Origin of the sequence: Plantactinospora sp. KBS50 (genome assembly GCF_002285795.1) — a bacterium.
GTDB lineage: Bacteria > Actinomycetota > Actinomycetes > Mycobacteriales > Micromonosporaceae > KBS50.
Genome location: NZ_CP022961.1, coordinates 2,627,918 through 2,640,402 on the forward strand (window position 1 = coordinate 2,627,918; position 12,485 = coordinate 2,640,402).

The 12,485-nt window shown below is 75.7% G+C and carries 5 protein-coding genes and 3 pseudogenes; all 8 read left to right on the forward strand.

All coding sequences use genetic code 11. From position 1 onward, the window contains the following. Positions 1-273: 273 nt before the first annotated feature. Entirely contained in the window at positions 274-534 is a 261-nt protein-coding gene (locus CIK06_RS11710) for a hypothetical protein (RefSeq protein WP_095564856.1), read from the forward strand. Positions 535-653: 119 nt separating this feature from the next. Further along, positions 654-1,880, forward strand: a pseudogene (locus tag CIK06_RS32380) (BTAD domain-containing putative transcriptional regulator); the annotation flags it as partial. Next, positions 1,854-2,717, forward strand: a pseudogene (locus CIK06_RS32385) (NB-ARC domain-containing protein); the annotation flags it as partial. The pseudogenes CIK06_RS32380 and CIK06_RS32385, both read left to right, overlap by 27 nt. Next, positions 2,714-4,908, forward strand: a pseudogene (locus tag CIK06_RS11720) (TOMM precursor leader peptide-binding protein). The pseudogenes CIK06_RS32385 and CIK06_RS11720, both read left to right, overlap by 4 nt. Further along, positions 4,905-6,887 (forward strand): TOMM precursor leader peptide-binding protein, encoded by a 1,983-nt coding sequence (locus tag CIK06_RS11725; RefSeq protein WP_095564857.1) that lies wholly within the window; start codon positions 4,905-4,907, stop codon positions 6,885-6,887. The pseudogene CIK06_RS11720 and the gene CIK06_RS11725 overlap by 4 nt, the downstream one beginning before the upstream one ends. Positions 6,888-6,896: 9 nt before the next feature. Then, complete coding sequence (locus CIK06_RS11730; protein ID WP_095564858.1) at positions 6,897-8,609, forward strand: nitroreductase family protein; 1,713 nt, start codon at positions 6,897-6,899, stop codon at positions 8,607-8,609. Continuing rightward, the gene (locus tag CIK06_RS11735; RefSeq protein WP_095564859.1) at positions 8,606-11,344 is read left to right on the forward strand and encodes a lantibiotic dehydratase; all 2,739 of its coding nucleotides are present in this window, start codon (positions 8,606-8,608) and stop codon (positions 11,342-11,344) included. Before CIK06_RS11730 ends, CIK06_RS11735 begins: the two co-directional genes overlap by 4 nt. Further along, positions 11,341-12,408, forward strand: a complete 1,068-nt coding sequence (locus tag CIK06_RS11740; RefSeq protein WP_095564860.1) for a lantibiotic dehydratase C-terminal domain-containing protein — start codon at positions 11,341-11,343, stop codon at positions 12,406-12,408. The genes CIK06_RS11735 and CIK06_RS11740 overlap by 4 nt, the downstream gene beginning before the upstream one ends. The last annotated feature ends 77 nt before the right edge of the window (positions 12,409-12,485 follow it).

Below are 12,485 nucleotides of genomic sequence, written 5' to 3' on the forward strand. Positions count from 1 at the left end.
CCGGAACCGGCCACGGCCGGTTCCGGCACGGCGGGAAGGGGTGACGGCACGACCGGCAGCGCCCACTCTCTTGGTGCCACCGCATCGACGGTGGACGACGTAGCGGAGGGAGGCACCCCCATGCCCGTCGGGCGACCACCGCACGCCGGCTCCGGGCCGGCTGCGGGTACGGCTTGCGCGGATCCGGCCGATGGAGTTCCTGATCGTCACACCGAGATCGGCTCGGAGGGGGCAGGCGCGCAGACCGGGTCGGCCCGGTTGCGGAGGCGTGCCGTGCTGCTCACCCGGATCGCGCTGCGGCCGCCGCTGCACGACTGCGCGTTGTCCGCCGGCGAACTGGCGGACCTGCTCTGGCTGAACACCACGAGGGCCGACGGCATCCGGCACATCCACGCCCGCGCCATCGCCGGGTACGTGGAACTGGCGGTCTTCACCGTCGCCTCCGAGCAGGAGATATCCGACTACATCGTGCAGCGCGTGTGCGAACGCGCGGTGCGCGTCGTGCCCGCGTTGCGGGGATGGACGGTCAGCTGACCGCCCGGCCGGCGGCCAGCCGGCCGCCGGCCCGCTCGACCGGCACGGGTGCAACACGGCCCGGTGCCCGGCCGGCACGCGTGCGGGCGCGGACCGAGGACTGTGACGGGGAGATCACGATGGATCGTGCACCGGCGGCCCAGCCCGGCCGGCGTGGGTCGCCGGCGGGGGTACCCGGGCGGGCCGCGGCCTTCCGGGTGCTCGGCCCGCTGACGCTCACCAGCGTGGGCGACACGCTGGTGCTGCCGCCGTCGAAGGTGACCTCGCTGCTGGCGACGCTCCTGCTGCATCCGGACGAGGTCGTCTCGGTGGGCATGCTGCAACAGGCGATCTGGGGCGACGAGCGGCCCGCCTCGGCCAAGGCCGCGCTCCAGACGTGTGCGCTTCGGCTGCGGCAGATGTTCGGCCGGCACGGCATCACCGGCAACGTGATCAAGACCGTCCCGGGCGGCTACCGCATCACGGCCACCGCGCAGAGCGTGGACCTGATGCACTTCCGCGACCTGATCCGGCAGACCCGCGACGAGCGGGACCCCGAGGCGGAACTGGCGATGCTGGAGGAGGCGCTCGCGCTCTGGAGCGGCCCGATGCTGGCCAACGTGCCCTCGGAGGCATTGCACCGGGACGTCGTACCGCGGATCAGCGAGGAGCGGGTCCGGGTGATCGAGCGCGTCTGTGACCTGAAGATCGGCCTCGGCCGGGACCGGTCGGCGCTTGTCGACCTCTGGACGGCCACCCGCGCGTACCCGGCCAACGAGCGGTTCTCCGAGCAGCTCATCAGGGTGCTGTACCGGACCGGCCGGCGCGCCGACGCGCTGGCGGAGTTCCGCAGGATCAGGGAGCACCTCGGCGAGGGGCTCGGCGTCGACCCGGGGCCGGCGCTGCGCGGGCTGGAACTCATGATCCTGCGCGGCGACTCGCCCGGGCCGCTCGCGCTACCCGGCCCGGCCACCGTGGACGGAGCGTCCACCCCGGGCGGACCGGTGATCGCCACGGCCGGTCCCTCCACAGTGGCCGCAACGGCCGCAACGGCCGCACCGGCCGCACCGGTTGTTCCGGCCGTGAGGGCCGTCCCGGCCGCGCCGGGCGTGCCGTCCGCGCCAGCCGCCGCGCCGGCGGCCGCGCCGGTCGCCCCGGTCGTGCCGGCCGCCTCGGTCGCGCCGGACGGCCGATCCGCCGTGGTCGCCCTGGCCGAGCCCGGTCCCGAGCTGACCCGGGGCGCGGCCGTCTCCGGATTCGCCGGCCGGGTCGCGCTCTGCCGCGCCGTCGTCGAGCGGCTGCGCGCCGGTACGCCGATCGTGGTGCTCAGCGGCCCGCCCGGGATCGGCAAGACCGCGCTGGCCCAGCAGGTCGCGCACCTGGTCGCCGAGGACTTTCCCGGCGGGCTGCGGTCGCTGCCGATGCGCTCGGCGACCGGCGCGGCGCTGCCGGCGCGGGACGCCGAGCGGCAGGTGCTGGCCGCGGGCGACCGCGCCGCCGGACGCCGGCTGCTGCTGCTGGACGACGTCGCCGACGCCGCCGTGGCGCTGCGGCTGCCGGCGCTGCTGGACCCCGGCGACGTCCTGCTGCTGACCAGCCGGCAGAGCCTGTCCGGGCTGGTCGCCCGCTCCGGCGGCTGGCTGCACCGGCTCGAACCGCTCGACCCGGTCGACTCCCTCCAGGTGTTCACCGCGCTGCTCGGCGCCGAGCGGGTGGACGGCGAGCCGGAGGCCGCCGCGGAACTCGCGGAACTGTGCCAGCACCTGCCGCTGGCCCTGCGCATCGTGGCCACCCGGATGCTGCTGCGCTCCCGGATGAGCCTCGCCGAGGCCGTGGAGTGGCTGCGCGCGGACCGGATCGGCGGGCTGAGCCTGGCCGGCGACCCGGGCATGTCCCTCGGCTTCCGCCTGGACGACGCGCTGGAGCGGGCCGGTGCGGAACTGGCCGGGGCGTTCGTCCGGCTGGCCACCGCGACCACCGGAACGATCACCGTGGACCGGGCCGCCGACCTGCTCGGCCTGGAGCCGGGTCCGGCCCGCAACCTGCTCGACGAACTCGTCGACCACTGCCTGCTGGAAGAGAGCGCGGCGCACTACTGGATCCGGGAGCTGCCGAGGCTGCACGCGCGGGAGGCCGCCGGGCGCTACGCACCGCCTGAGGAACCACCATCACGCCCGCACCGAGTGAAGGGAACCCTGCGATGAGCGCTGCCTACGAGACGGTGGCTCAGACCCGGCCGCGGATACGCCACGACGTGCTGTTCACCCGGACCGAGGACGGAGTGCTGTTCCACAACGCCAACAGCGGCTTCCGGCTCTCCGCCGCCACCGCGTACCGGCTGGCGTCGCTGCTCGTCCCGCACCTCAACGGGCGCAACCGGGTCGCCGACATCTGCGCCCCGCTGCCCGAGACGCAGCGCACGATGATCGGTGAGCTGGTCAGCGCGCTCTACGCGCGGGGATTCGCCCGGGACATCCCGGCGGACGAGGCGGACCCGGGCAGCGTGCTCGGGCCGGCCGTGGCCACGCACTTCGCCGCGCAACTGGCCTACCTCGACCACTACACCGATCGCGCGCCGCAGCGGTTCGCCGACTTCCGCACCGGCCGGACCGCGGTGCTGGGCACCGGCCCGGTCGCCCGCGCCTGCGTGCTGGGCCTGCTGCGCAACGGCGCCGCCGCGGTGCTGGCCGCGCCGGAGGTCACCCGCACCCTGGCCGCGGAGCTGGCCGAACTGGACGCCGCGGACTGCGCCGCCACCGTCTCCGACCTGCCCGGCGCGGGCACCGACGTCGGCTGGTCCGAACTGGACGCCGACATCGTCGTCGTGGCGGCCGGCGACGACGCGCCGCGCGAGGCCCTGCGGCTGCTGGCGGCGGGCATCCCGGCCGGCCGGCTGCTGCTTCCGGCCTGGGTCGTCGGCGGGCGGATGCTGGTGGGTCCGGTGCAGGGCGCCGGCCGCCGGGGCTGCTGGTGCTGCGCGATGACCCGGTTCGCCGACAACGACGGGACCGGGGCCGCCGGCCAGGTGTGGCGCGCCGCGGCACTGCCGCGCGGCGCCGCGCCCGCCGGCACCGGCCCGGACGGTCCGCTGGCGGCCATGGTCGGGAACCTGCTGGCGTACGAGATCTTCCGGCTGACCACCGGCGCGCTGCCGGCCGAGACCGACGGCGGCGTGCTCGTACAGCACCTCGCCTCGCTCGACGTGCTGGCCGAACCGCTGCTGGCCGACCCGGGATGCACCTTCTGCCGCCCCGAGCCGCCGGAACTGTCCTGGGACGGCATCGACCTGGACGCCGTACCGGCGGTCACCGGCACCGACCAGGACCCGTCCGCCGAGGCGGAGGCCGCGGTGGCGGCGCTGGCCGGCCACCAGCCGCTGCTCCAGCCGCACCTTGGCGTGTTCCGCCGGTACGACGACGAGCGGTGGGACCAGACCCCGATCAAGGTCGGATCGGTCGAGCTGACCGACGGCGGCGGCCGGCGGCGTACCGTGGCCGCCTTCGACGTGCACCACGTGGCCGCGGCCCGGTCGCGGGCGCTGCGCGCGGCGGCCGTGGTGCGGACCGGCCACGCCGCGGCGGGCCGGCCGGCCCCCGGGACGCGCCGCGGATCGACGCCGCCCGGCTCGGCCTCGACTCGGGCTGGGCCGGCGAGCCGGACGGGGCGTCCGCGCCGGGGGACTGGGCCGCGGCCCGGTCGCTGCTGACCGGACGGGCGGCGGCCGTGCCGGTGGCGGTGCTGGAACCGTTCGGCGCCGCCAACCGCGGTCACCTGGTCGAACCGACCCGCGCCGGCGGGGGAGCGGGCGGCGACCTCACCGAGGCGGTCCGCGCCGGCCTGGCCTCGGCGCTGGCCTACCGGGCGCTGCGCCGGGCCGTCGAGGGACTGACCCCGGTACGCCGGGTCCGGCTGGACGGCGTGGACAGCGACCCCGAACTGGTCTTCCTGACCAAGTCGGCGGTGAATCTAGGCGTCGCCGTCGAACTGCTCGATCTCGGTGCCGGGCCGGACGCGGCGCTCACGGTGCTGCTGGCGCGCTGCTGGGACGAGGCCCGGGGCCGCTGGTCGTACGCGCTGGGCGCCGACCCGGCCTGGGCGCCCGCGGCCGTCGGGGCGCTGCGCGACCTGCTGGGCCAGGTGCAACTGCGGCAGCAGGCGCCGAACGACGAACCGGACACCGGCGATCCGCTGCTGGCCGACTTCGACGCCGGCACGCTGGCCGTGCAGACCGAGGCCGAGGCCGCCACCGGGGCGGTCCACCGCTGGGCGGATGTTTTGCGCCGGCTGCCGCAGGACGGCCTCGACGTGCTGGTGGCCCCGGTCGGCGGGGCGGACCTGGCGGCCGGCGGACTCGTCGCGGTCCGGGTGCTGCTGGCCAGCGCGGGTGATCGATGAACGGCACCGCGGTGTCGGCGGGCGGCTCCCCGGCCGCCGCGCCCACCGACGAGCTGATCTGCGCCGAGCTGGCGCGGCTGCTGGCGCGGCGCGGTTGCCCGGTCGAGGTGGTGCCGCTGGGGGTGCGCGACGAACTGGGCACGCCCGAACCGGCCGTACCCGCTCCGGCGCCGGCCGGCCCGGCCGTACCGCCGGCAGGTCCGTCCGGCCCGGCCGCCGGATACCCCCGGGTGCTGCTGTACGGGCAGTTGGCCCTGCTCGGGCCGGTGCCGCCGGCGGCGGCCTGCGCGACCTGCCTGGCGCGGCGCTGGCAGGCGGTGCGGCACCGCGACCTGCGGGACGCGGTGGAACTCGGCGGGCCGAGCGTCGCGGTCAACCCGTGGCCGTACGCGACCGCGTTCGCGGCGGACTTCCTGCACGCCCTCATCGAGGCGCACCGCGGCGCCGCGCAGCCCGGTCCCGGCACCAGCGCCGGTGCCGGCCCGGCCACCGTCTGCCAGGTCGACCTGCGCACGCTGCACGTGCTGCGGGTCCCGCTGGTGCCGGACCCGGGCTGCCCGGCCTGCGGCACCGGCCTGCCGGACGCCCCCGAACTCGCCGAGATCAAGCTCGGCCCGACGCCCACCTGCGTGCCCGGCACGTTCCGCGGCACGGACCTGGACGACTACCCGCTGGCGGTCGAGGCGTTCGCCAACCCGGTCTGCGGCGCGCTCGGCAGCACGCTGTGGCAGGACCTCACCTCGCTGTCCACCTCCCCGGCGGTCGGTTCCTTCACCCTGCGCACCGGCCGGTACCTGCGCGAGACGCTGTACGGCGGGCACGCCGACGGCTACCGGCGCAGCGCCCGGATCGCGGTGCTGGAGGGGCTGGAACGGGCCGCCGGGCTGCGCCCGCGGGGCAAGCGCACGACGGTCACCGCGAGCCTGACCGAACTGGGCGAGGACGCCCTCGACCCGCGCACCTGCGGGATGTACACCGAGGAGTTCTACCGGGCCAACCCGTACGTGCACCGGTTCGACCCGGACCGGCCGATCAGCTGGGTGTGGGGCTGGACGCTGCGCGACCAGCGGCCGGTGCTGGTACCGGAGATCCTGGTCTACTACCACGCGGCGAACGTGCAGGAGCGGTTCGTCCAGGAGACCTCGAACGGCTGCGCCTCCGGCGGGTCCATCGTGGAGGCGGTCTACCACGGCCTGATGGAGGCGGTCGAGCGGGACGCGTTCCTGCTGGCCTGGTACGGCGCACGGTCGCTGCCGGAGATCGACCCGGCCAGCATCGAGCGGCCGCGGATCCGGATGATGATCGACCGGCTGGCCATGTACGGCTACCGGGCCAGGTTCTTCGACACCCGGATCACCTTCGACATCCCGGTGGTGACCGCGGTGGCCGTCCGCGAGGACGGCGGGCCGGGCACGCTCGCCTTCGGCGGCGGCGCGAGCCTCGACCCGCAGGCCGCCATCACCGCGGCGCTGTGCGAGATCGCCACCGACTCGGTGATGGTCCGGGTCCGGGCCGCCGCCGACGAGCCGCGGCTGCGGGGCATGGTGACCGACTTCGCCAAGGTGCAGGGGCTGCACGACCATCCCCTGCTGTACGGCCTGCCGGAGATGGCCCGGCACGCCGCCTTCCTGCTGGAGCGCGGGCCGCGCCCGGCGCCGATGGCCGAGTTGTACGGGCGGGACCGGCCCGCGCCGCCGGTCTCCGGCGACCTGCGCGACGACCTCGAACACTGCCTGGAGGCGGTGACCGGGCGCGGGTTCGACGTGATCGCCGTCGACCAGACCTCGCCCGAGCAGCGCGACCTCGGCCTGCACACGGCCAGCGTCATCGTCCCCGGACTCCTGCCGATCGACTTCGGCTGGCTGCGCCAGCGCGCACCGCACGCGCCGCGGCTGCGGACGGCGTTCCGCGAGGCCGGCCTGCTCGACCGCGACCTGTACGAGCACGAAGTCCACGCCGTTCCCCACCCGTTCCCGTGAGGTCCCGCCATGACGCCCGATAGTTCCGGTTTCGCCCACGACTACGCGACCGCGATCCTGCGGCGGGGTCGGGAGCCCATGCCGCCGGTCGACTTCACCCCGGACTGGGGCGACGCGCCCCGCCGCGGCAAGTACTACCCGGCGGCCACCGCCTTCCCGCTGCCGGCCCCGGAGCCGGTGCCGGCCAGCCTGGATACCGCGCTGCGCGCTTCGGCCGGCACCGCGCCGCGCGCGTCGGGCAACGCCGCGCCGGGCTCGGCCGGCGGCACCGCGCCGGGTGGACCCGGGGCGGCCGACGAGCCGTTCACGCTGCCGCTGCTGGCCAGCATGCTGCACCACTCGTACGGCCTGTTCGGGCGCCGGCTGGGCATCCAGGCCAACACGGACCTGGCGGCCCTGCCCTCGTACGCGCACGCCAACTGGTACCGCGGCACGGCCTCCGGCGGCGGCCTCTACCCGTGCAGTGTCTACTGGGCGGCCGGGCCGGGTGCCGGGGTCCCGCCCGGCGTCTACTACTACGCGCACGCCCGGCACGCCATGCAGCGGCTGCTGGCCGGCGATGTCACCGACCGGGTCGCCGCGGCGGTGGGGCCGCAGCACCGGGCCGGCCAGTTCCTCATCGTCGGCGTGAAGTACTGGCAGAACGCCTTCAAGTACAACAACTTCTCCTACCACGCGGTCTCCATGGACGTGGGCACGCTGGTGCAGACCTGGCGGCTGTGGGCCGGCGCCCAGGACCGCCGGATCGAGCCGGTGCTCTGGTTCGACCAGGCCGCGCTCACCGACCTGCTCGGGCTGGTCCCGGACGACGAGGCGCTGTTCGCCGTCGTACCGCTGACCTGGGCACCGGCCGGCGGCGCCGGACCGGCCCCGGGCGCCCAAGCCGGCGGCGATCGGTCCGCCGGACCCGCGGGCGGCGGCGCCGGACCGGCCCCGGGGGTCCGGGTCCGGCACGCCGACCAGGAACGCTCCCGCCGGCTGCTGGAGTTCGACACCCTGCGCCGGATCCACCGGGCCACCGCCACGGCGCTGGACCGGCCGCCCCGCGGCGCGCTGGCCGCCGCCGCCGTCCCGCCGGCACCGCCGGACCGGCCCCGGATCCCGCTGCCGGAACCCACGCCGATGCCGATGCCGGTGAGCGCCGCCCTGACCGGCCGGCGCAGCAGCTTCGGCCGGTTCGCCGCCGGCCGGCCGATGCCCGCGGCGGACCTCGCGGCGCTGCTGCGGGCCACCGCCGGCAGCACCGTGCCCTGCGAGATCGACGCCGCGGACGACCGCCCGCTGGCCCGGATCCACGCCTTCGTCAACCACGTGGCGGGCATCCCGGCCGGCGGATACGGGTACGAGCCGGAGACGCACTCGCTGGTCCGGACCACGGCCGGCCCGCCGGGCGACTTCCTCCAGCGCAACTACTTCCTGGCCAACTACAACCTCGAACAGGCCGCCGTGGTGCTGGTGCCGACCGTGCGCACGCACGCGGTCCTGGACGCCACCGGCGACCGCGGGTACAACCTGGTCAACGCCACCATCGGCGCCATCGCGCAGACCTTCTACACCGCCGCCGCGGCGCTGCGGGTGGGCGCCGGGGTGGCGCTGGGCTTCGACAACGTCTCGTACGTCGAGGAACTGCGCCTCGCCGACACCGGCGAGTACCCGCTGCTGATCATGCTGGCCGGCGCCGAACGCGCCGGTCTCGGCGACTACCGCTACGAGCTGCGATGACGCCGGCCACGCTGTCCACGGGGGCAGCCGAAGGCGCCGCCACCACCGCCGGCGACCGGCGGTCGGGGCCGTACCTGCTGGCCCGGGTCGCCGGCCTGCCGCTGTCCACCGTCGAGCCGCTGCGCTGCGCCCGGGCGTGCGCCTGGGCGGACGGCGTTCTGGCCCTGCACGACCGGCTGGCCAGCGACGGAGCCCGGCTCAGCGACCTGCTCTACGAGCTGATCAGCGCCAACGACGACGAGGCCGCGCGGCGCCGGCTGCTGACCCTGCGGCGGCAGGTCTTCAACACCGCGCTGCCCAACTCGCCCGAGGCGGCGCTGGCCGCGGTCGAGCAGGTCCGCCCGGCGGCGCTGCCGGCCGTACGGCAGTGGCTGGAACTGCGCCGGCAGCTCGCGCGGGAACAGGACGAGGGCGCCGCCGTGTTCGCCGCCGACGTCGCGCGCACCCGCCGGCGGCTGTGGGAACTGGCCGACGAACCGCGGCTGCGCGGCGGGATCCAGTTCGCCTCCCCGACGCTGGACGAGCAACTGGCCACCATCGCCGTACCGGACGTGGTCCGGCCGGCGAACAAGAAGATCCGTCGGATCGAGCGCTCGCTGCTGTCCTACCTCTACCGCACCGCCTGCAAGACCAGCCCGTTCAGCACCTTCACCGGGGTGGCGGCGGGCAGCTTCGACGAGGACGCCGAGGGGCTGGCGGTGACCGTCGGCCCGGACTGGCAGCGGCACGTCCGGCTCAACGTCGTGCTGGTCTCCCGGCTGGCCGACCTGATCAGCGCCGACCCGGACCGCCGCGGCGACCTGCCGGTCACGCTGAGCCCGGGCTGGCGCCGCGACGACGACCGGGTCCGGTACGTGCGCCAGTGGGTCACCGCCGGCGACGACAGCGCCGCGGTCAGCTTCGACTCCATCAAGGACGGACTGTTCTTCCTGCGCCGCAGCGGCGTGCTGGACGAGCTGACCACCCTGTTGCAGGAGCGCGGCACGATGCGCTGCGCCGACCTGGTGGACCGGCTGGGCGCGCGGACCGGCGCCGACCGGGCCGAGAGCGAGGCGTACCTGTCGACCCTGCTGCGGCTCGGGATGCTCCGGCTGGTCGGCCTGGACACCGACGTGCACACGCCGGACCCGCTGCGGGCGCTGGCCGGGACGCTGGGCCGGATCGAGCGGCCCTGGGCGCGGCAGCTCGCCGAGCGGCTCGACGGCGTCGCCGGGCTCGTCGAGGCGTACGGGGACGGGGACCTGGGGCAGCGCCGCCAGCTGCGGCACCGGCTGCGCGAGCAGCTGCGGGCGGCCATGGCGGCGCTGGGCGAACCGGACGCGGCCCTGCCGCAGACCCTGCTGTACGAGGACAGCCGCGTCGCCGGTGCCCCCACCGACCTGTCCGCCGGGGACTGGAACCGGCTGGTGGGCGCCGACCTCGCGGCGGTGGAGCGGATCCTGCCCGCCTTCGACCAGGCCCTGCCGCACCGGATCACGTTCCACGGCTTCTTCCTGGCCCGGTTCGGCGTCGGTGGCCGCTGCGACGACCTGCTGCGGCTGGTCGAGGACTTCCACGACGACCTGTACGACCAGTACTCCTCGTACACCGCGGGGCGCCGGCCGTTCGCCGAGGACGGGACGTACACCCCGGAGGAGAACTGGCTGGGCCGGCCCGAGATGGCCGCGGTGGACCGCGCCCGGCAGGCGTTCGCGGCCCGGCTGCGGTCGCTGGTGGCGGCCGACCCGGACCGGACCGAGCTGGTGCTGCCGGGCGACCTGTTCGCCGAGGTCGGCGACCTGCTCGGCGACGACGCGCCGGGACTGCGCCCGCAGGGACACTTCGCCCAGGTGGCGATGCGGGAGCCGGAGCCGCTGCTGGTGCTCAACCAGTCCTTCGGCGGGCTCTCGTTCCCGTTCAGCCGCTTCACGCACTGCTTCGACGGGGACACCCCGCCGCTGGCGGAGCGGCTGCGCGAGCAGGCAACCGCGCTCACCCCGCCCGGTGCGGTCTTCGCCGAGCTGACCGGCGGCGCCGCCACCACGAACCTGAACCTGCACGCGCGGCTGACCGATTACGTCATCGTCTGCCCCGGCGAGACCAGCAGCGTGCCGGCGCACCGGCAGCTCACCCTCGACGACCTCTACCTGGTGCACGACCCGGACGCCGGCCGGGTGCTGCTGCGCTCCCGGTCCCTGGACCGGGAGGTGGTGGTCGTGTACCTGGGCTACCTGCTGCCGATGGCGCTGCCGCGGATCCCGCGTACCCTCCTGCTGCTCTCGCCGGCCTCGATGGTCCGGCTGGACATCTGGCGCGGCGTGCCGGCGACCCCCGGGCCGGACGGGGTCACCGCCCGCCCGCGGCTGCGCGCCGGCAACGTCGTGCTCAGCCGCCGCAGCTGGTCGGCGCGGGTCGCCGACCTGCCGGCCGCCGGCGACCCCGCCGTGGACCCGGCGGCCTTCCTGGAGTGGCGCCGGTGGCGGGTCCGGCACGGCATGCCGGAGCAGGTCTTCGCCACCGTCTACCCGGCCGATCCCGGCCGGGTGGTGGCCAACCCCAAGCCGCAGTACGTCGACTTCGCCAGCCCGCTGTCCCTGCAGGCGCTCTGCGGCGCGCTCGACGGGCCGCAGGACCGGATCGTGCTGCGCGAGATGCTGCCCGCCGCGACCGAACTGGCCGCCCACGGCGAGGGCGGCGACCACGTCTGCGAGCTGGCCGTGGAGACCTTCCGCACCGAGCCCAGGGAGGCCCGATGACCGCCCCACCCGCGCCCCTGCCCACCGAGCCGGCCGCCGACCCGCGCGGACAGTGGCTGGCCCTGCACATCTTCTACGCGGCCAACCCGCAGCCGCTGCTGGTCGAGTGCGTCCGCCCGCTGGTGCGCGACCTGACCGACCGGGGGCTGCTGGCCGGCCACTTCTTCATCAACTACTGGCTGGAGGGGCCGCACGTGCGGCTGCGGCTGCGGCCCCGCACCCCGGGCGACGAGCCGCAGGTGCGGGCGCGGGCGGAGGAGGCGATAAACGGGTTCCTGGCCACCCGTCCGGCGCTGTACGCGATGGGCACCGGCTACCTGCGGGAGCTGTACGACATCCTGTTCGCGCTGGAGTTCCCGGCCGGCCGCCCGGCGGACCTGGTCGACGAGAACGGGCAGATGCTGTTGCAGCCCAACAACTCCTTCAGCTACCGGCCCTACGAGCCGGAGTACGGCAAGTACGGCGGGCCGGCCGGCATCGAGGTGGCGGAGTGGCACTTCCGGCACTCCAGCGAGGTGGTGCTGGACGCCATCGCGTCGATGAACCTGCACCTGCGCCCGGTGCTGCTGGGCACCGCCGCGCAGCTCATGACGGTGCTGGCCGGGACGTTCCTGCCGGACCGGGAGGCGCTGATCGGGTTCCTCGACACCTACCACCGGTTCTGGCACCGGGCGTTCGCCGGGACCGACCTGATCGGCGCCGACGAGTACGCCCGGATGTACGACGGGGTGGCCGGCGAGCTGGGCCGCCGGGTGCACCAGATCCTCGCCCTCGTGCAGTCCGGCCAGCCCGAACGGCTGCCCGGGTTCCTGCGCGGCTGGGCCGGGCACGCGGCCGAACTCCGGGAGAAGGTGCTGGCGCTGGCCGCCTCCGGCACCCTGGCGGTGCGCACCTGGAGCACCGGCGACGACCGGGTGCTCACCGATCCGGCGGAGGCGCTCTCGTCGCTGCTGTCGCCGTACCTGCACATGACCAACAACCGGCTGCACGCCACCATCCGGGACGAGGCGTACCTGTCCTACCTGCTCGCGCGGGTCCTGCGCGAGCAGCCGGTGCCGGCGTGAGGGCGGACGGTCCGTCGGGCCGACACCGGTGCTGCCGGTGCTGCCGACACTGCCGACACTGCCGGCGGTGCCGGTGC